Origin of the sequence: Bacillus sp. 204(2023) (assembly GCF_037027505.1) — a bacterium.
GTDB classification, from domain to species: Bacteria; Bacillota; Bacilli; order Bacillales; family Bacillaceae; genus Bacillus; species Bacillus subtilis.
The window spans coordinates 450,435-471,511 of record NZ_JAXCHE010000002.1 but is presented as its reverse complement, the minus strand read 5'-3'; the positions used below and the strand labels follow the sequence as shown (position 1 = coordinate 471,511).

The following is a 21,077-nucleotide window of genomic DNA, read 5'->3' as shown; positions in this document are numbered from 1 at the left end:
AGGTATATTTTCACAATATTCAAACTTTCATTTTTATGCTGTCTGTTTCATGCGACGGCTGATACATCGATTGCATCCGTTCATGAAGCAATACTGCCGTTTCTGTCATTAATTTTTTTCCGATTTCATCCACATGGCGGTTTCGCCAATTTTCTAATTGCGATCCTTTAACCCATTGATTAAAGGCTCCCAGCGCGGGACCGCAGTGAATTTGATAATCGACCTTCGAATGTTCGCTTCCGCTGATTGCCAATTTTGAGCTGTATCTGAAATACCATCGAAAAATCAAAGCCATTTTATGCTTCGGATTTTGTTCAGCCTTCTCAATGTCTGCAGCGGGATAATGCAATGCAATATCTTTATATATGTCTTCTATACTGCGTTTAAAGTATTTCTCCTCAAGCTGGGCCAGCATCTTTGCATCCAGCTCACGTATAGACCCATACCGCTGATACAGTTCATATAACTTGTTTGCCCGTGCGGGAAAGAACACGCCTTTCTTTAGCACCTGCACTTTACTGCCCGATTCAAACATATCACCTGCAGGCGCATAGGCTGTATCTTGTACATTCATCTGCTGAAGCAAATCCTTTACTTTATCACTTGTTGCCGCCTCAACCGTACATTGATTGATTGAGCCTGTTAGAATAAAATCAGCTCCTAGCATAAAAGCCGCCATCGCTGCCTCAGGTGTTCCAATTCCTCCAGCTGCACCAACTCTTATTTTTTTCCGGTATTGATATTTTTTCATCATTTCATCTCTTAAAGATGTCATTGCCGGCATCAGGCTGTATGCTACACCGCCATCTGTATGACCGCCTGAATCAGCTTCTACACAAATATCGTCAGCCATCGGAATGCACCGCAACAACTCAGCTTCGTTCATAGTGATTTTATTTTCTCCTAAAAGCTTTTGCAGCATATTCTCAGGCGCAGGACTCAGAAATGATTCTGCAACTTCCGGCCGTGATATTTTTGCTATGAGACGATTTGAGCTTATAACGTCACCATTTTGATTTCGTTTCACTCCTTTTGCGCGGTACCTTACTAATGCAGGAGTGACACTTAAAAATGCTGAAGCCTCCACAATGCTCACTTGATTCCTCAATAAAAGATCGATCATTTTTTCTTCTGATTCAGTATGTTTCATATTGTGGACTAGATTGATGCCGTAGGCTTGTCCTTTCCCTAATTCACCTTGTATAGCATGGATCGCATCTTCAACCTCTTTCAGGCTCAGACCTCCTGTGCCAAAGAACCCCATCATTCCCGCTCTTGACAGCTTTACTACCATTTCTTTCGAAGCAATCCCGCGGTACATTCCTCCTGCAAGATAAGCATATGTAAGATGATAATCTTGTTTAAATTCAGCACTTCCTAAAGATTCTGCCGTAATCCCAGCTTGAACATTGCGTTGCTCCTTTAGATTCGCACTGATCGCGGGGTTCTTTTTCGGTATATATGTCAATGGTTCAGCTTCATTTTTAATCCGATGAATGAGACCAGTTAAAACAGTTCCAGGCCCAATCTCTTCAAACTCCATTTCTCCTCTTCCCATCAGGAAACGAATGCTGTCCGTCCATTTCACTGTGTTGTCCATTTGTTCAGATAATGTATCTTTTAATCTGTCTTGATGGTATGGCTCTGCATAGACATTGGAGATAACCGGGATCGCCAAAGGTGCAAACTGGAATGAGTCAATATATTGCTTAAATACCTGTTTGGCTTCATTCATATATCTGGAATGAAAAGCTCCGCTCACATTTAATGGATGAAACAGCTTTACATCCTTGGTGTTTTCAAAAACAGCACGAGCTTTTTCAATCTCTTTTTTCGGGCCAGAAATCACAATTTGCCGGGGCGTATTTTCATTTGCCACATCAATGTCATGAAGACGGTGCTCTTCTAAAACGGCTGTAACTTGTTCCTTACTCAGGCCGATCACAGCAGCCATTCCGCCCCCTGTAATTCGTCCCATCAATTCTCCTCTTTTTTTGACGAGCCTTAATCCGGTTTCAAAATCAAAGGCACCGGCTGCCATCAGCGCATTGTATTCTCCTAAGCTGTGTCCTGCCGCAAAATCAGGTTTTCTGCCGGTCTCCTCCACTCTCTTCAAGTAACTGAGTGCATTAACAACGTACAAAGCCGGCTGCGTGTATTCAGTATGATTTACATCCAAATAGGATTTTTCGGTACATAGCTTCTCTATTGAATAGCCCAATATTTGATCTGCTTGATCAGTCAAATGCTGATATTGTTCAAATAGGCCTTGTCCCATCCCCTTTTGCTGGGAGCCTTGCCCTGGAAAGACATATGTAATCATCTTGTAAACTTCCTTTCTGGTGTACGGAAATACTCAACCGTATTCAGATTTTTCAGCTCCTGATGAAATGGTGTTATGATTGAGCAGCAACGGTCAGCTGAATCACCCGGAATCAGCTGTTTCACAAAAGCAGCTAAGGTGCCGGATGGCCCTAAATCGATAAACTTGCATGCATGCTGGCTTTCCAAATATCGAATCGCTTCACGAAACATCATTGGCTTTCTGACCGCATTCCAAAAGAAATTCTCGTCCATTACGTGAAGGCAGCTTCCCGTTAAGCTCGATACAATCGGTATTGACGGTTTTTTAAAAGATTTTGATCTTAAAAATTCTGCATAGGCACTCTCTGCCGGATCAATAAGCGAAGAATGAAAGGCATAGGACACAGGAAGCAGCTGGAAAAGAATCTGCTTCTCCTTTAAATCCTCCATAATCCTCCTTATATGATCTTCTTCACCAGAAATGACGAAGTGCGAATCATAATTGATAGAAATGAGTTCACTATTTCCAAACAGTTGATGATGATCATTCAGCAATTGCGGTTTGTCCAGAATGGCCACCATTTTTCCTTTATCGCAGGAATTTTGGATGATAATAGCCTGTTCAAGTATGCAATCCAGTATATCCTCTGCGTCTGACACACCAGAAACTGCCGCTGCTGCGAATTCTCCCAGACTTGATCCCAATACGTAATCAGGATACATTCCCCTGTCTTCCAAAACCTTATATAAGGAATACTCAATCATAAAAATGGCGGGGTGGGAAAAAAGAATACTGTCAAACGGATCTGACATACGTTTACCTGGATGGTAGATTTCTTCAACAATGGATGTGCCAATTCGCCGTGCTGCAATGTCATCCATTTCAAGCATAGATTGGCGAAACACGGTATTTTCCTTAAATAGTTCTTTCCCCATGTGATAGTATTGGGAACCTTGCCCGGAAAACATAAAAACAAGCGGTTCATTCATGTGTATAACCTTCTTTTTTTATATTTATGACGGCTATTGGATTTCTTATTTCCATGTATGTTGTAAAGCACATAGCAGCGATTGAAATGAAATTAATAAATGGAAAAGACATATGTGAAAAAGTAAAGGAGATTCAACTTGGAAGGATTGCTATTGGTGCTCTGGATGCGGTTCATTTATGATGTGATCGTAGATGTATGTTGATATCTCAAAATTGATGTAACATGATAACAGGATCAGCAAAGAACATCGACTCTATGATTGGTGGGTGAGGTTAAAAAATGGACCATCTAGATGTGGGAGCGATGGTTTGACAGACCGGCTGACATAGTTCAAATGTCTAACTTAATTTATCAGCCTCTTTATGTAACAGTATATAAAGTTATTCAATTAGAAACAGTGTCAATCGAACGATTGAATCTTTAAAACTTTATACCTTAAATGAAAGGAAATCTGTGTTTAGATCTGATTGATGAGGTACACGGCCATAGGGGCAAATGCTTTAGCGGGGCATTGCTTCCGCATCTTTCTTTATGCGATGAATTAACCCAGTTAAAACATTTCCAGGCCCTACCTCCTCAAACTCCATATGGCCTTTTTTCATTAAGTATCTTATGCTGTCAGTCCATTTCACTGAGTGATTAATTTGATCAGCCAGCGTCTGTTTCATGAATTCGTATGTATACGGTTTGGCATACACATTAGAAATAACCGGGATAGACGGAGGCGAAAAATAAAAGGCATGAAGGAATTCCTCGAATTCTTCTTTTGCTTTATTCATGTATCTGGAATGAAACGCGCCGCTTACGTTTAAGGGGAGTACCATTGTAACTTCAGTCATCGTTTCAAAAAGAGATGCGGCTTTTTCAATCTCATCTTTTTTTCCTGAAATTACAATTTGATATGGGGCATTCACATTAGCGATATCAACATCATGTAAATGATATTCTTTCAGAGCCTTTGCAACCTGCTCTTCATTTAGTCCCATAACAGCTGCCATACCGCCGTTGCTTATCAGACTCATCAGTTCGCCTCTTTTTCTGACAAGCTGTAAACCTGTCTTAAAATCAAAGGCTTCAGCTGCAAATAACGCATTGTATTCACCCAAGCTGTGCCCGGCGACAAAGTCAGGTTTAACTTCTTCATCCTTGATTTTTTTCAGATAGCTTAGTGCGTTTACCACATATAACGCCGGCTGAGTAAATTGCGTTTTGTTTAAATTGGAATAAGGATTTTCCAGGCAAAGACGTTTGATTGAATATCCTAAGATCTCATCTGCCTGATCCGTCAGTTCTTTAAATTCATCGAATAGGCCGCTGCCCATTCCCTGTTTCTGTGAACCCTGACCTGGAAAAACATATGTGATCATTCTCTCAAAGCCACCCTTCCGATTAGTAGATGTGTTTCACTTCTGTATGACTTTATAATAGTGATGACCGGATAAATAGTAGCATGTTCATGTTGATGGTAACCTCTGTAAATATTATCCGTCAAGTTAATTTTTCCTACAGTTTGCTCGATTGTTTTTCTGCTTTTTTCCATTGAGGAATAAAGGATCAGGAGATATAACAGAACATAAGAAAAAAGACCCGAATTATGTATAGGGCGCCATATCATGATAATGCGCGTCATTTTCTTTCAAATGAGTTTTCAAAATAAATAACACCTTCTATGTAATCATTTTCGAAAATAAAAATCATTTAGATATTCGAAGAAAAATAGGATAATAGATTCAGAAGGATTATTTAAAATCAAAAATACCTTTTTGGTTTTTACGAGTGCGAAATTTCACAAAATATTCTTTCTTATCAATTTGAAAGTAAATATTATGCTGATAAAGATCCTTTATTGAATGGCCGGGCGATTTGCCAAATGAGTGACCAGGATACACCCGTACATGGGGTGAAACTTCCGACTTTATTCTTTGAATGCTATCAAACATCTCTTCCGCAGAACTGCCATCATCCTCACATATGCCGCACCCTTCTGTAAACACCGTATCTCCGGTAAAAATACTCTCAGAAAACAAATAACACATTCCGCCGGCTGTATGCCCCGGTGTGAGAAGGCATTGTGCTCTTGTGTTTCCTATGCTGATTGTCTGATGATCATCTAGGCTAATTAAATTTCTGCATCGGAATTGATAATAATCAATTTCTTTTTTTGACATATAAACTTGAGCGTTAAACATCTTCGTCAGCGGGTCTACCAGATTTACATGATCATAATGAGAGTGTGTCAATGCGACTGCCTTTAATTCCGCTTCGAGTTCAGAAAGTGTAGTGGTTATCTTACTCAATTCCCATGAGGGATCAACAACAATTGCAGATCTGCTTACAATATCTTCAATGATATAGCAATAATTCGTCCAGCCCTGATACCTTGTTTTAATTGGATGCACCTTGTAAGTAAGATTCATTTATACCATCCCTATCATGTAAAGTTCTTAAACGATGGACCAGTGTTCACCCCTCAGTCCGTCTTTCATTCCACTTTACCAAACAGCATGATTGTTTTCCATTTTTTTCAGAGATCCTTGTTCTTTGAAAATAAAAAAGCGACTCTTTTGGACGCATGCCCAACAAGAATCGCTTTTCGCACTAGTGCCTTAAGGATGTCGTTTTTGTGTCTCACGTGTATCTTCCACGCAAATTGACTCTACATGCTGCATAATGACCCGCTTGATTCGGTCTTTATTCACGCGCACAGGGTCAAGCATGGCATGTAAAGCCAAGCCGTCAACAAGCGCGTAAAGTCTCTCAGCTTCAATGTCTTTATCAGCATTCTGCTTCAGTAAATCGGATTCATCTAAATAGGCAATCAGATTCCGCATGCCGCTGAAAATCCCGTCATGATTCGCATCAAACATATCCTTTTTATGTCTGGCGTAAGCAGTAAAAGCAAACCAAACCTCCATCTCTCTAATCGTTTCTTCATTCGTTGGGACCATTTCAAGCAAAATTTGCAACACTTTTTTCTTAGGGAGCAAATCCCTCACTGCAATGTCCTTAATTCGGGCCGTCACCTTTTCTTGGACAAGTTTCATTGCAAAAGCAAGCAATTCATCCTGTGTAGAGAAATAATGACGCAGCGCACCTAATGACAATCCTGCTTCCTTTGCAATGTTCCTGGCTGATGCTCCCTCCATCCCTCGTTCTAAAATGACGCGCCACGTTGCTTCTGCAATTTGTTTTCTTCTTTTCTCATGGTCAATTTGTTTTGGCATAGCTTTATTGTAACAAGAAAATAATGAGAGGGCAATTTTTATAATACAGTTGTGTTACAAAAACAAAGATGGTAACATATTATTTAAATAATACAACTGTATTGAAAAGAGGGGAATGGATTGAACGGTATCGCATGGATGATTGTTTTCTGTGAAATTGCGTTTTGGGTTGTCATTGTTTTGGGACTTGCTGTACGTTACGTATTCAAACGACATACATTAGGACTTCTATTCCTTGCCTTAACTCCAGTTATTGATTTGATCTTGTTAGCGGCAACTGGTGTGGACCTTTACCGCGGAGCCTCAGCGACCGCAGCCCATGGGATTGCAGCTGTTTACATCGGTATATCGATCGCTTATGGGAAACAAATGATTCAATGGGCAGATGAAAAATTTCAATATTATGTGACAAAAAAAGGCACAAAACCGCTGAAACGTTTTGGAATGGACCATGCCAAGCACGGTGCGAAAGGCTGGCTAAGACATGTGCTGGCCTACTTAATTGGTGCGGGACTATTGGCAGGGATGATCTATTTTATCAATGACTCTGCCCGAACCGAGGCATTGAGCGGCATTCTTAAACTGTGGACTGTCATTATAGGCATTGACTTTCTCATTACAGCCAGCTATTTTATTTGGCCAAAAAAAGAGAAAGCTTCGGCGAATCTCAGGAGTTAACATGAAGAAAAAGGCCCTTCCCCAGTGGAAAGGACCTTTTTTGGTTTTGTTAAAATATGCTATACTATTTTCGTTAGAAAACAGACTTATAGATATTTTGGGCTGATTCAAGGGTACTGTTTGTATGAGTAAGCAGTGAAGGGAGTGTCATACTTGAACCATAAAGAACAGAACGAGCACTCTAAAGATTTTAACCTGAGATCAAAATTAATCGGAATTGTATCTATTACTTTTATCGCGGCCATTGCGCTTGCAGTCATCTTCGGCGGCTTTTTCTTCGGGATGAAAGGCTTATTCTCCATACTTGGCATCACATACGCTTCCAATCAAACATTAGCTTTATTTATTTTAGCCTGCTTTGCTGTAGGTTTAATCATAGACCCACTCACAAAGATTATCTCTATCATTTTGGCAAAATCACTTTCATTGAAAAAGACTGCACTTTTTGCTTTTATACTGTATTTTATCAGCAATCTTATAACGATCTGTTTTGCAGATTACTTTATGCAGTCTATTTATATTCCAGATATCTTGCTTGTTGTGATATCAGCTTTCATGGCTTTCATTGAACTTGCTTTTGATAACCAGCCTAATAGAGAAGCAGCTTAAAAATGCCGATGGGAGATATGGAGAATTCATAACACCTTATATTTGGACATCATCAGTTATATAAACGAAAAAAACTCCCTGTTCACACGAACAGGGAGCCAGGCTGTCGAGAAAATCTCGACAGCCTTTATTTTTCCCTTAAAATATCAATTCCCCTGTAATAAAATAAAAGAAAGACTGAAAAGGACGGTGTCTTTCTCATGTTCCACACAAGAAACTCTTCTCAAAACACAGCCGAATTTGTTCTGCTTGACCAACTCGTCGAAGAGGATCACCTGCTTCGAAAAATTGATCAATACATAGACTTCTCTTTCATCATTGAAAAGGTTAAACCTTACTACAGTGAAAACAAAGGCCGCCCCTCACTTGATCCGCTGATTTTATTCAAAATGATGTTTATCGGATACCTCTATGGTATCCGTTCAGAAAGACAGCTCGAAAAAGAAATTTACTACAATATGGCGTACAGATGGTTTCTCGGATTGAACATAAACGATCCAGTTCCACACCACTCCACCATCAGCTGGAACAGACGCACACGTTTTAAAGATACAACCATCTTCCAAGATATTTTTGATGAGATCGTTCTTCAGGCTATCAATCATGACATGGTGGGCGGACGTGTCCTATTCACCGATTCCACTCACCTTAAAGCCAATGCCAACAAGCATAAATACACAAGAAAAACGATTGAACAGGATACACAAAACTATATCAAAGATTTAAATGACGCCATCCAAGAAGATCGAGAGGAACACGGAAAAAAGCCACTAATAGTCAAAGAGGAGGTGAAAGCTGAAAAAGAGATCCGCCACAGTACAACTGATCCCGAAAGTGGATATCTGTATCGCGAAAACAAACCAGAAGGTTTTTTCTATTTAGATCACCGCACAACGGATATGAAATACAACATTATCACCGATGCCCATGTCACACCGGGAAATGTCCATGATTCTGTGCCTTATCTTGACCGATTAGATCACCAAATCGCACGATTTGGTTTTCAAGTAGAAGCTGTCGCCCTTGATTCCGGATATTTAACAGCTCCTATCTGTAAAGGATTATCTGACCGTCATATTTTTGGCGTCATTGCCCACAGACGATATCACCCTACTAGAGGCTTGTTTCCAAAATGGAAATTTCATTACGACATTGAAAAAGACAGGTACATTTGCCCGAACCAGCAAACACTCACATACTCAACAACTGACCGAAAAGGATACAGGTCATATAAATCAAATCCTGAAACATGTTCCTCATGCCCTTTTCTTGAAAACTGCACAAAATCAAAAAAACATCAGAAAGTCATCACCCGGCATGTATGGGAAGATCATAAAGAAAAGGTCAGACAAAATCGCTTGTCTGTTTCAGGAAAAAACCTCTACAAAAAAAGAAAAGAAAAAATAGAGCGAAGCTTTGCAGATTCAAAACAACTGCACGGGCTTCGCTATTGCAGGTTGAGGGGAAAACGGAATGTGAGCGAACAAGTTCTCCTCACAGCCGCATGCCAAAACATGAAGAAGATTGCCACATACCTAGCCAAGCAAGGCTAGGCATGTGGGAGTGCTTTTTCTGCACCTGAAATCAGATGAATATGTAAAGAAACAGCACAAAACAAAAAAGCTTGTAGAAAAAAACACCGTTTTCTCTACAAGCTGACTCCCTGTTCACACGAACAGGGAGCAAAACACAATGTTGTAATTTAAATTCTGCATTCTAAAATGATTCTTACATTCGGATCATCAAGTTCATCCAAAAAGACAATTATCTTTGGTCCACATGCCATATGTTTCCACCCCCTCACCCAAAATATACATTAATTTCAATTACCTGTAAATGGAATTTTTGTTATACAGAGGGATATATCCATGAAGTATAATGCGTTAACACTGCCCACTCGTTTACAACCGTTCCTTATAATCTGACACTCGAAGGAGTAGAAAAAAAGCATTGATCCATTCAGAGAATGGATCAATGCCTACCACCCCCGCTACATCACGCGTTTGAACATCTTTTCCATCTCATATGTCGAGTGGTGAATGATGATCGGGCGGCCGTGCGGGCATGTAAATGGGTCTGATGTGCTTCGGAGGTCGTCCAGAAGCGCTTTGATTTCGTCATTTCTGAGGTGGCGATTTGCTTTGATGGAGCCTTTGCAGCTCATCATAATCGCCGCTTCCTCGCGGAGTTTTTTAATATCTATATTTTTGGAGTCGAGCACCTGCTGAATGATTTCTTCTATGAGCTCTGCTTCTTCTCCCTTTGGAAACCAGGCCGGGTGACAGCGGACAATGTAACTGTTAGAGCCGAATGACTCTAAAAAGACACCGACGCTTTCGAGCTCTTGTTTGTGCTGTTCAATAATCAAAGCCTCATTTGTGGAGTAGTGGAACGTCAGCGGTACAATCATCTCCTGCACCTCAGGCTCAACCTCCCCCACCTTTTCACGGAAGTACTCATATTTAATACGTTCTTGGGCGGCGTGCTGGTCGATAATATATAGGCCGTTTTCGTTTTGTGCCAATATATAAGTCCCGTGCATCTGGCCGATCGGGTACATAATCGGAACCCGCTCAGACGCTGGCTGCTGCTGTTCCTCATGGCATTCCTGCTCAAATGTTTCAGGCAGTTCTTCTGAAACATCGGACACCTCAAGGGTTTGTTCCTGATCAACGATAGGAGGAGCATCAAATTGGAGAGGAGGCAATTCTTCCTCCGCATCAAGCGGCTCTTTTACGACTGAACTGAGCTTCATTGGTGAATAAGATGACGCAGTCGATTTTTCCGGAACTTTTTTTTCCGCAGGCTTTTCATCAAAGGTTATGAACTGCTGCTCATTTTTGATTACAGGTGCCGATTTTTTCGGGAGCTGGGCACTCGGAATCAGCTGCTGCTGTTTAAACACATCTTTAATTCCGTCACGTATTAAGTCATGAAGCTCTGTTTCCTTGCTGAGCCGGACCTCAAGCTTCGATGGATGCACGTTGACATCGACTAAAATCGGGTCCATCGTAATTTCTATAAAAGTAATCGGATGGCGTCCGATCGGCAGAAGCGTATGATAGCCTTCATGAACCGCTTTGACGAGCGGGAAATTTTTAATGTAACGGCCATTGACCACAGACGACATATAGTTTCTCGACGCCCGTGTAATCTCGGGGAGGGCGATATATCCCTTTACTTCAAAATCCAAGGAGCTCACATGCAGCGGGAGCATTTTTTTGGCGACAGCCGTGCCGTAAATCGCTGCCAGTACATGGCGCACATCTCCGTTTCCGTTCGTTTGAAGCAGGTTTTTCCCATGATGGCGCAGGCGGATCGATACCTCTGGATGCGCCAGAGCAATACGGTTAACCACATCTGTAATGTTTCCAAGCTCTGTATGAACGGTTTTCATATATTTCAAACGGGCCGGTGTGTTAAAAAACAGGTTGGAAACGACAATTTCAGTTCCCTTCCTGCTTGAGGAACGCGATTCGGAAATGATGTTTCCTCCTTGGAGGACGAGCTTCGTCCCAGCTCCTTCACCAGTGCTTGTTGTAATCTCCAGATGAGAGACTGACGCGATACTCGGCAGGGCTTCTCCCCTGAAACCGAGCGTTCTCACCCTGAATAAATCATTTTCATCTTTTATTTTACTCGTTGCGTGGCGGCGGAAAGCTCGCTTGCAATCTTCATTCTCCATTCCTTCGCCGTTATCCAAGACCCGAATGGATGCAAGGCCTGCTTCCTCAATATCGATTTCAATGACTGTGCTGTCAGCGTCGATCGCATTTTCCACCAATTCTTTGACGACTGAGGCGGGCCGTTCCACAACCTCGCCCGCCGCTATTTTATTTGAAAGCTCATCTGACAGTTGGATGACTTTTGCCACATTCATCACCCCGTTTTAATGTAATTTCTTTTGCAGCTTGTACATTTCATTCATCGCTTCAAGCGGTGTCATATCCAGTATATTAAGTGATTTGAAAGCATCGATCACTTGCTTTTCTTTTTTTGAAAGCTTTGGTGTTTCAGCCGGCTTTTCCGCTTCGTCAAAAAAGGACAGCTGTGCCGGCTCTTCTTTCACCTGAGGTTTCTGCACCGGCACTTCCGGTTTGTTTCCTGAATGCTCAAGCTCTTTTAAAATATCTTGAGCGCGCGCAATCAGATCTCCCGGCAGTTCGGCAAGCTGAGCTACATGGATACCATAGCTTTTATCAGCGGCACCTTCTTTAATTTGATGAAGAAAGACAACCGTTCCGTTATATTCTTCAGCGCGAACATGAACGTTTTTCAGCTGGGGCAGCTTGTCCTCAAGAACGGTCAGCTCGTGATAGTGTGTGCTGAACAGCGTCTTGGCGCCGATATGATCGTGAACATATTCAATAATCGCCTGTGCCAGCGCCATGCCGTCATAAGTGGACGTTCCCCGCCCGATTTCATCAAACAGAATGAGGCTGTTTTTCGTCGCATTGACAATCGCATTTTTCGCTTCAAGCATTTCTACCATAAATGTACTTTGTCCGGAAATCAAATCATCTGCAGCGCCGATTCGCGTAAAAATTTGATCAAAAATCGGAAGCACCGCTTTTTTCGCGGGTACAAAGCAGCCGATTTGCGCCATAATGGAAATGAGCGCGATTTGTCTCATATACGTGCTTTTCCCTGACATGTTTGGACCTGTAATGAGAAGCATTTGTCTGTTATCGCCCATCATACAGTTGTTCGGGACATATTCCTGGCTGTCCATGACTTTTTCAACAACCGGGTGTCTGCCTTCAATCACTTCGACTTCATCTTTAGAGAACTCCGGTTTCGTGTAGTGACGATTTTCACTGATTGTCGCAAAGCATTGCAGTGCGTCCAGCTCACTCATCTGTTTTGCAAGCTGCTGCAGCCGCGGAATATACTGCTTCACTTTCTCGCGCAGCTCGGTAAACAGCTCGTACTCCAGCTCACAGATGTTATTTTCCGCCTCTAAAATGAGCGCTTCTTTTTCTTTTAATTCAGGTGTAATGTAGCGCTCTGCATTGGTTAACGTCTGCTTCCGCTCATAACGCCCTTCCTCAAGCAAGTGCAAGTTTGCTTTAGTCACTTCAATGTAATAACCGAAAACTTTATTAAAGCCGACCTTTAAAGAGCGAATGCCTGTGTATTCCCGCTCCTGCTGTTCCAGGCGGGCAATCCAGTCTTTTCCGTTTCTGCTTGCATCACGATATTCATCAAGCTTTTGATTATAACCATCTTTAATCAGGTTCCCTTCTTTTACCGATAAAGGAGGGTTTTCGTACAGCGCTTCTTCCAGCAGTTCAAGTACATCCCCGCAAGGGTCAATGCGCTTTGCACGTTCCTTGGCCTTGTCATGAGCCAGTGAAGCAACCAGCTGTTTGATGCCAGGAACTTGCTTTAACGATTCCTTCAGCTGAATCAAATCCCGGGCATTGACATTTCCGAATGCAACGCGGCCGGCAAGGCGTTCTAAGTCATATACTTCTTTTAAACGTTCACGCAGATCTTCCCGTTCAAAGAAATGGGACATTAATGTTTCCACCATTTCTTGGCGCTCTTCGATTTGATTGACTCTGATAAGCGGCCGGTCAATCCACTGTTTAAGTAGCCGGCCTCCCATTGCCGTTTTTGTTTCATCCAGCAGCCACAAAAGGGAGCCTTTTTTATTTTTCGAACGAATCGTTTCGGTCAGCTCCAGATTACGCTTTGAGTACAAGTCAATTTTCATCGCTTCCTCAAGCTCATACACCTGCACGGGCTGAAGATGATCAAGGCTGCGCTTTTGGGTTCTTTTCAAATACGTATATAAGCGCAGAAATGTTTTTGTTATATCTTCATTATTTAAGTGCTCAATGATCGTTACGTGTTCGTCTGTTTCTCCGTCTTCAATTGAAATCGTTGCACCGCACCGCTCTCTCAGCTGTGCCACTGTATCGGCATCCAAGCTTCCTGAAACCACGATTTCCCGTGCGCCGACTGAATAAATTTCTGATATGACGTCTTCAAGCCGTTCAATCAAAACAGCCAAATTTTCTCCCGTTGTTAAATCAGACAGCGCAAGTCCGTATCCGTTCGAGCAAGCTGAAACAGATGCGATAAAGTTATTTTCCGATTCATGGATGCCTTTGCCGTCCATAACAGTTCCAGGCGTAATAAGCTGAACCACTTCTCTTTTCACAACGCCCTTTGCGGCTTTCGGATCTTCCGTCTGTTCACAGATTGCAACTTTGTACCCTTTTTTAATAAGCTGTTCGATATACGCGGAAGCAGAATGATACGGCACACCGCACATCGGTATTTTTTCAGCCGCACCGCCATCTCTGCTCGTTAACGTAATTTCCAGCTCTTGTGACGCTTTTTTGGCGTCCTCAAAAAACATTTCATAAAAATCACCCAGGCGAAAAAATAAAAAGGCATCCTGGTGCTCTGCCTTTATTTTTAAATATTGCTGTATCATAGGCGTATAACCGGCCATTGTTTAATCCCTCACTATGTATCAACGTTTCTATTTTCCAACCTTCATTATAACATAAACAAAAAGTGATAAAAGAATGATATATCAATATAAAAAAGAGACTTGGGGGTACTGTCTCCCCTAGTCCCTTTTTTATTCTTCAGGATCTCCCACTAAAAACTCCGGGTTGATGTCTTCAAGCTCTTCATCAAGCTCATCTTCCCAATCTTCCTCGTCATCCTCTTCCCAGTCAGGATTGACCTCAACAACTACCTTTGTTTCCCCTACCACTTCCGCCAAAAATTCTCTTTCTGCCTGCACAACGATTTTATTTCCATTCGGCGAAATGGTCACTTCAAGGCAGTTTGGCTGCTGAAGCACTTTGGCAATTACTTCATGCTCATCATCTAAGTAATTATTGTCTCTGTATCTGAGTTTAATGACATCTACGTATTTTACCCGTTCTGTGACAACCTCTGTCTTTGTGTTGTCCGCGTAAGAGTACCATACGTTTATATCATAATACCCTTCAATTTCTACCGTTTTTCCAATTTTTTCAGCGTCATACTTGTGGTTAATAATCCAACCACCCAAAATGCTGCTCGGTTTTTTCTCAGGCGAGATGGTGTTGGTGCATTGGGTGAATTTTCGGCCTTTCGCTACTACTGCCTTCGTAATAATTTCCCTGTATTCAGACATTCCGGCATGCCTCCTTGTTCTTCTTCGTGTTATCTTATGCTGGGCATTTGTCTAGTGTGCATTTTTATAAATAAAATATAAAAATACAAAGTTTCTGTTCCATTGTATGCAGGTGTGCCTAGAAACTTTACTTATAAGTGCGATAAAGTTTACACGCGGCTGCGCACAGAAAAACCAATTGAACATTTGGTACATAGATTTTTTAGTTCATTTATAACCGCACAAATGATAAAAAAACACGGGCCTGTAAAGGCACCGTGTTTAGAGAGAACAGCTGTTATTTGAATGCTTCACCTTTGAACCGGTTTCCCCTTTCAGCAGGTCGCCTCCGGTTGATGTGATGATTTCATTTGTGACTTGGTTGGAAATGGTGTGTGCAACGAGCTGCAGTAGGTCATTTACTTCCATCTGCGAGTCTCTGAATTCCTGGATAACAGGAATCTCTTCAAGCTCTTCTTGCAGCGCGTCAATTTTTGCTTCTACTTGTTTGAGCGCTTCATGCTTTTCATAATGCTTCAGATTGACAGCCTGCTTTTGCAGGGCTTTAATCTGATTAACGATTGTGGACACTTTGTCATTCTCATTGATTTGCGCTTCAGCCCGTTTGAAAAAATCAACCTCTTCTGTTTCAGAAATCATTTTTGCAAGGTTTCGTGCCTGCTGCACAATGTCTTTTTTTGAGTAGAGCGTCATCTTATTTCACCTCGATTGCTTCTCCTACCATTTCTCCGTCAAGCGACCATGTTTTCGCTTGCTGGATTTTCACGCGGACGATTTTGCCGATGGCTTCCTTCGGCCCTTTGAAATTGACTAGCTTGCTTTTTTCAGTATAGCCGGCAAGAATATCAGGGTTATTTTTGCTTTCACCTTCAACTAATACTTCGACAACCTTGCCTTCGTATTCCTTCATTTTTTTAGCAGAAATTTCATTCACCAGTGCGTTTAGACGCTGCAGGCGTTCTTTTTTCACACGCATCGGTACATTATCTTTCATCTTAGCAGCCGGAGTGCCTTCACGCGGAGAGTAAATGAACGTATAGGCGCTGTCAAACTCCACTTCACGGTATAGAGAAAGCGTTTCTTCAAACTGTTCGTCCGTTTCATTTGGAAATCCGACGATAATGTCCGTTGTCAAAGAGGCGTTTGGCATTGCTTCTTTAATTTTTCGTACCAGATCCATGTAACGCTCTCTGTCATATTTGCGGGCCATCAGCTTCAGAACTTCTGAGCTTCCTGATTGAACCGGAAGATGAATGTGATCAAGCAGATTTCCGCCTTTTGCCAGCACTTCAATGAGGCGGTCGTCAAAGTCGCGCGGATGACTCGTTGTAAAACGGATTCTCGGGATATCGATTTTTCTCAGTTCATCCATCAAATCACCAAGTCCGTACGTCATATCTTCAAAGTCTTTTCCATACGCGTTTACGTTTTGGCCTAACAGAGTAATTTCCTTATAGCCTTCACTTGCAAGCCTTCTCACTTCCTGAATGATATCCTCAGGGCGGCGGCTTCTTTCTTTCCCGCGTGTGTAAGGCACAATGCAATACGTACAGAATTTGTCACAGCCGTACATGATATTGACCCAGCCCTTAATTTTTCCATTTCGGACTTTCGGAAGGTTTTCAATAACGTCCCCTTCCTTAGACCAAACTTCTACAACCATTTCTTTTGAAAGGTATGCTTCTGACAAAAGCTCCGGCAGGCGATGAATGTTATGCGTTCCGAAAATCATATCGACAAACGGATGTTTTTTCAAAATACGGTTCACGACTGATTCCTCTTGGGACATACATCCGCACACGCCTAAAATTAGATCGGGATTGTTTTTTTTCAGTGCTTTTAAGTGTCCGAGCTCACCAAACACCTTGTTTTCAGCATTTTCACGGATTGCACATGTATTTAACAAAATGACATTGGCATCGTCAACAGAGTTTGTCGCTTCGTAACCGAGCGCCATAAAGATCCCTGCCATAACCTCTGTATCGTGTTCATTCATTTGGCAGCCGTACGTACGGATATAGAACTTTCTTCCGTCTCCCAATCCTTTAAATTGTTCAGAAATTTTAAAGTCATTATGATAAGTAACGGCTTCCTTGCCTCGTTTTTTCGCGTCTTTTAAAGAAGGCGGAATGTAAACAGCTTCAAAGTACTTGCTGTAATCCTTCTCGGATTTTTTGTCCGATGGATTAACTTGTCCGCTCTCTAATTTTTGTTTTTCATTCATGTCATATTTTCTCCTTTCAAACCAAACTTCCACCCTTCAGTATAAAGGTTATTGAAGCTCTGCACAACTGGCAACCTATCATTGTACACTCATTGAGAATAATAATCAATAAGGAATCAAAAGAGGAAGAGTAAACTCTTCCTCTTGTTACAATAGCTGGAGCTCCTTTGCCGTCTTTTCGATGACATCAAGCGCCTGATCCAGTTCATCTTTGGTGTGCTCTGCTGTTATAATCGTGCGAATTCTGGCTTTTCCCTTTGCTACAGTCGGGAAAACGATACTTTGGGCAAAAACACCGTGAGAAAGGAGCTGATCTGAAAATTGCTTTGCCACACCTTCATCACCTATTAAAATAGGAAGAATCGGCGTTTCACTCTTTGTGAGAGTCAGGCCCATTTTCACAAGCATTGCTTTAAAATAGGCAGTATTCTCCCACAAGCGCTCCATATGCTCCGGCTCTTCAAGCAAGACATCAATTGCTTCCATACAAGCTGCAGTGACAGCCGGCGGATGAGATGTGCTGAATAAAAATGGACGGCCTTTATGGCGCAAATAATCGATCAGCACCTTTGAACCTGCAGCGTAGCCGCCGAGCACTCCGATTGCCTTGCTTAATGTTCCGACCTGAATATGAACTCTGCCGTCAAGACCGAAGTGATTCACCGTTCCCCTGCCGTTTTCGCCAAGTACTCCGGATGCATGGGCGTCATCCACCATCACAAATGCGTCATATTTCTCAGCGAGCTCTACAATATCAGGCAGAGGAGCTATGTTGCCATCCATGGAAAATACGCCGTCTGTCACAATCAGACGCATCCGATAATTCATTGACTTTCTCAGCACCCGCTCTAAATCACTCATATTGACGTGCTGATACACCTTTTTATCCGCCTTTGTCAGTCGAATTCCGTCAATAATAGAGGCATGGTTCAATTCATCTGAGATGACAATATCCTCTTTTGATAGAATACTTGAAAGTACGCCTTGGTTTGTTGTGAAGCCTGATTGGAATACAAGTGCCGCCTCCGTTTTTTTAAAGGCTGCCAGCTTTTTCTCAAGCTCTTGATGCATTGTAAATGTACCGGCAATCGTTCTCACTGATCCGGTGCCGGCTCCATACTGCTGAACGGCCTCCTGTGCGGCGTTGATGAGTCTAGGATGTGAAGTGAATCCGAGGTAATTATTAGAAGATAGCTGAATGACTTTTTGGTGATTCACTGTGACAGATGGGCCCTGCATAGATTCAAGCTGTTTTATGTCTTGCCATGTATGGTTTTCTTTCATACTATCAAGCTCTGCTTTTAAAAACTCAAATTCCTTCGTCATGTTTATCCCCCTTTATGGAATTAAAATTACTTTTCCGCACTGCCCGCTTCTCATCAGTTCGAAACCTTTTTCAAACTCCTCTAACGGAAACTTATGGGTAATAACAGGTTCAAGATCGATCACGTTTGAACTGATCAACTGAGACACCTGGCGCCATGTTGAAAACATTTTTCTTCCTGTGATTCCTTGGATGGTAAGCCCTTTAAATACCACTTTATTCGTCAAATCAATTGTCACCGGATGTTCCGGCAAACTGAGAATATGAAATCTTCCGCCATTCGCAGCCATCGCAAGACCTTGGGCAATCGCTGAGGGATGGCCCGACATCTCACAAACAAGATCTGCTCCTTCCCCACTCGTTAAAGCGCTTACAATTTTGAGCGGGTCTTCTTTTTCAATAGAAACAGTACAAGTCGCTCCCATTTGTTTTGCAAGCCTCAGCCTGTATTCATTCTTATCAATCGCTATCACCTGAGAAGCTCCTGCTGCTTTTGCAACCGCAACAGCCATAAGACCAATCGGCCCGCATCCAATGACTGCAGTCGTTCCTCCTGCAGGCTGGCTCTCGAGTACGGTATGAACTGCATTTCCTAAAGGCTCTTGAATGGAAGCAATAGACGGGTCCATATCAGCGGGATTTCTCCAAATGTTATCAGCTGGAACTTTTACATACTCCGCAAAACAGCCTGCCGTGTCCACTCCGATTATAGCAGTATTGGTACACACATGAGATTTTCCTGTTAGGCAAGGGACACATTCACCACAGACAATGTGTGTTTCCGCAGACACATACTCTCCCACTTTTACACTGCTGACATTCTCTCCCACGTCCTCTACGATGCCGCTGAACTCATGGCCGAAAACATAGGGTGTTTTGATTCTCTGACGTGCCCATTGATCCCAATTATAAATGTGGACATCCGTGCCGCATATGGAAGCGGCTTTCACTTTTATGAGAACTTCATGTTTATCAATCTCAGGAATGGGAACTTCAGTCAGCACAGCACCGAACGCCCCGTCCTTTTTCATTAGAGCTTTCATCTTTCCACTCTGCATGTACAATCCTCCTTGAAAAATTCTTGTTATATTCGGATTGTACCATGATATGGAATAAGCGTAAACAGCACTGTCTTCTCCAGAAGGACAAAAGTATCTGTCTTGAAAAAAGGGCGGAATTTTTTTTGAAACGTTTTAGCTCATTTCTGATTTTGTATATTCGCTCATTTATGTGCTAAAAATACTATCGGGAGAAAATATCACAATAAATGAAAAACAACCTGTTTGCATTACGCAAACAGGTTGAGAATGCTTTATTTGTTTTTAGCGAGGCTCCACGATTAATTTAATCGCTGTTCTTTCTTCCCCATCGATTTGAATATCTGTAAAAGCCGGAATACAAATCAAATCAACGCCGCTAGGCGCCACAAATCCCCTGGCAATCGCCACAGCTTTTACAGCCTGGTTTAATGCACCCGCTCCGATCGCTTGAATCTCGGCGGCTCCTCGCTCTCTCAACACGCCTGCAAGCGCACCTGCCACTGAATTTGGACTCGATTTTGCTGAAACTTTTAAGATTTCCATTTCTGCTCCCCCTTAGTTTTACAATGGATAAGTGAGTGTTCATTAGAACAATCATTATTAGATGTTGCTATCCAAAAAGCCATCCCCACAATGCTTTTCAAAAATAGCGGGCTACCTTCCATTTTTACTATATTCACTAAGGAGTTGCTATATTCCTGCTTTTCTTTTTAATATTTTTATAAAATAACCATATGTTCAATTATTCAAAGAACATGTGATCATCGTTGATTAAAATACGCTCAATTTTCACGGCTTTTTTCGTTTGATCGTCAATGTCAATGACAACTCCGCTGAGCGTTGTTTTTCCTTCAGCGACAGTAAACCGGACTGGAAGGTTCGTTTTGAATCGCTTAATAATCGTCTCTCTGTCCATCCCCAGTATACCGTCATACGGGCCAGTCATTCCCACATCAGTAATATATGCCGTTCCCTTCGGCAAAATGCGGTTATCCGCTGTTTGCACGTGTGTATGAGTTCCTACTACAGCCGACGCCCTCCCATCCGTGTACCAGCCAAGTGCGAGCTTTTCACTTGTCGCTTCGGCATGAAAGTCGATAAAAATGTACGGTGTTCTTTTCGCAGCTTCTGCGATTAATTCGTCCGCTTTTAAAAACGGGTCATCAAGCGGCGGCAAAAACGTACGTCCCTGCAAATTAATGACTGCTAGTTCTTTGCCGTTTGCTTTCACATATGTGATCCCTTTCCCCGGTGTTCCTTCAGGAAAGTTTGCCGGGCGAACCAAGTTCGGAACGTCATCTATAAAATCAAATATTTCTTTTTTGTCCCATGTGTGGTTCCCCATTGTGATTGCATCTGCGCCGGACTGGATTAAGCTGTGATAAATTTTTTCCGTCAGGCCTTTTCCATGTGCGGCGTTTTCACCATTAATAATGGTAAAGTGAGGCTTATATTTTGTTTTTAGCTTTGGTACATATTCTTTGACCATGTCACGGCCCGGTGAACCGACAACATCTCCGATAAATAAAATTCTCATT

18 protein-coding genes are annotated in these 21,077 nt (G+C 42.2%); 3 read left to right on the top strand and 15 right to left on the bottom strand.

Features of this window, described 5'->3' with window-relative positions; genetic code table 11:
- Nucleotides 1-19: 19 nt before the first annotated feature.
- The 6 genes from fabD (WA279_RS06825) to WA279_RS06800 form a co-directional block, all read right to left on the bottom strand.
- Nucleotides 20-2,323: an ACP S-malonyltransferase gene (gene fabD / locus WA279_RS06825; RefSeq protein WP_336154756.1), complete on the bottom strand. Its 2,304-nt coding sequence runs from the start codon at nucleotides 2,321-2,323 to the stop codon at nucleotides 20-22.
- Nucleotides 2,320-3,294, bottom strand: a complete 975-nt coding sequence (locus WA279_RS06820; RefSeq protein ID WP_336154754.1) for an acyltransferase domain-containing protein — start codon at nucleotides 3,292-3,294, stop codon at nucleotides 2,320-2,322. Before WA279_RS06820 ends, fabD (WA279_RS06825) begins: the two co-directional genes overlap by 4 nt.
- A gap of 502 nt (nucleotides 3,295-3,796) precedes the next feature.
- Nucleotides 3,797-4,663: an ACP S-malonyltransferase gene (gene fabD / locus WA279_RS06815; RefSeq protein WP_021479264.1), complete on the bottom strand. Its 867-nt coding sequence runs from the start codon at nucleotides 4,661-4,663 to the stop codon at nucleotides 3,797-3,799.
- The gene (locus WA279_RS06810) at nucleotides 4,660-4,926 is read right to left on the bottom strand and encodes a hypothetical protein (RefSeq protein ID WP_327827913.1); all 267 of its coding nucleotides are present in this window, start codon (nucleotides 4,924-4,926) and stop codon (nucleotides 4,660-4,662) included. Before WA279_RS06810 ends, fabD (WA279_RS06815) begins: the two co-directional genes overlap by 4 nt.
- Nucleotides 4,927-5,035: 109 nt before the next feature.
- Nucleotides 5,036-5,713: an MBL fold metallo-hydrolase gene (locus tag WA279_RS06805; protein ID WP_003231824.1), complete on the bottom strand. Its 678-nt coding sequence runs from the start codon at nucleotides 5,711-5,713 to the stop codon at nucleotides 5,036-5,038.
- 189 nt (nucleotides 5,714-5,902) lie between these two features.
- The gene (locus WA279_RS06800; protein ID WP_015715907.1) at nucleotides 5,903-6,520 is read right to left on the bottom strand and encodes a TetR/AcrR family transcriptional regulator; all 618 of its coding nucleotides are present in this window, start codon (nucleotides 6,518-6,520) and stop codon (nucleotides 5,903-5,905) included.
- A gap of 120 nt (nucleotides 6,521-6,640) precedes the next feature.
- Here WA279_RS06800 and WA279_RS06795 point away from each other — a divergent pair, with 120 nt between their 5' ends.
- The 3 genes from WA279_RS06795 (at nucleotide 6,641) to WA279_RS06785 (ending at nucleotide 9,360) form a co-directional block, all read left to right on the top strand.
- A complete protein-coding gene (locus WA279_RS06795) occupies nucleotides 6,641-7,198 on the top strand; it encodes a hypothetical protein (protein ID WP_086343851.1) in 558 nt (185 codons plus the stop codon).
- A 153-nt stretch (nucleotides 7,199-7,351) separates the two neighbouring features.
- The gene (locus tag WA279_RS06790; RefSeq protein WP_251188416.1) at nucleotides 7,352-7,807 is read left to right on the top strand and encodes a regulatory YrvL family protein; all 456 of its coding nucleotides are present in this window, start codon (nucleotides 7,352-7,354) and stop codon (nucleotides 7,805-7,807) included.
- A gap of 200 nt (nucleotides 7,808-8,007) precedes the next feature.
- A complete protein-coding gene (locus WA279_RS06785) occupies nucleotides 8,008-9,360 on the top strand; it encodes an IS1182 family transposase (protein WP_336154747.1) in 1,353 nt (450 codons plus the stop codon).
- Nucleotides 9,361-9,797: 437 nt separating this feature from the next.
- Here the strand turns inward: WA279_RS06785 and mutL are convergent, their stop codons facing one another.
- The 9 genes from mutL to ymdB all read right to left on the bottom strand — a co-directional run bounded on the left by mutL (nucleotide 9,798) and on the right by ymdB (nucleotide 21,076).
- Entirely contained in the window at nucleotides 9,798-11,681 is a 1,884-nt protein-coding gene (gene mutL / locus WA279_RS06780; protein ID WP_251187131.1) for a DNA mismatch repair endonuclease MutL, read from the bottom strand.
- Between the two features lie 15 nt (nucleotides 11,682-11,696).
- A complete protein-coding gene (mutS, locus tag WA279_RS06775) occupies nucleotides 11,697-14,273 on the bottom strand; it encodes a DNA mismatch repair protein MutS (RefSeq protein ID WP_003244841.1) in 2,577 nt (858 codons plus the stop codon).
- Between the two features lie 132 nt (nucleotides 14,274-14,405).
- A complete protein-coding gene (gene cotE, locus WA279_RS06770) occupies nucleotides 14,406-14,951 on the bottom strand; it encodes an outer spore coat protein CotE (protein ID WP_003231833.1) in 546 nt (181 codons plus the stop codon).
- Between the two features lie 261 nt (nucleotides 14,952-15,212).
- The gene (ricA, locus tag WA279_RS06765; RefSeq protein ID WP_003231834.1) at nucleotides 15,213-15,644 is read right to left on the bottom strand and encodes a regulatory iron-sulfur-containing complex subunit RicA; all 432 of its coding nucleotides are present in this window, start codon (nucleotides 15,642-15,644) and stop codon (nucleotides 15,213-15,215) included.
- 1 nt (nucleotide 15,645) lies between these two features.
- Nucleotides 15,646-17,175 (bottom strand): tRNA (N6-isopentenyl adenosine(37)-C2)-methylthiotransferase MiaB, encoded by a 1,530-nt coding sequence (gene miaB / locus WA279_RS06760; protein WP_251187130.1) that lies wholly within the window; start codon nucleotides 17,173-17,175, stop codon nucleotides 15,646-15,648.
- A 147-nt stretch (nucleotides 17,176-17,322) separates the two neighbouring features.
- Complete coding sequence (locus tag WA279_RS06755) at nucleotides 17,323-18,501, bottom strand: glycine C-acetyltransferase (protein WP_014664025.1); 1,179 nt, start codon at nucleotides 18,499-18,501, stop codon at nucleotides 17,323-17,325.
- A gap of 12 nt (nucleotides 18,502-18,513) precedes the next feature.
- Nucleotides 18,514-19,557, bottom strand: a complete 1,044-nt coding sequence (tdh, locus tag WA279_RS06750) for an L-threonine 3-dehydrogenase (protein WP_032725714.1) — start codon at nucleotides 19,555-19,557, stop codon at nucleotides 18,514-18,516.
- Between the two features lie 264 nt (nucleotides 19,558-19,821).
- Entirely contained in the window at nucleotides 19,822-20,082 is a 261-nt protein-coding gene (spoVS, locus tag WA279_RS06745; RefSeq protein WP_003154135.1) for a stage V sporulation protein SpoVS, read from the bottom strand.
- 199 nt (nucleotides 20,083-20,281) lie between these two features.
- Nucleotides 20,282-21,076, bottom strand: coding sequence for a 2',3'-cyclic-nucleotide 2'-phosphodiesterase (gene ymdB / locus WA279_RS06740; RefSeq protein WP_003245138.1), 795 nt, complete (start codon nucleotides 21,074-21,076; stop codon nucleotides 20,282-20,284).
- Nucleotide 21,077 lies beyond the last annotated feature (1 nt).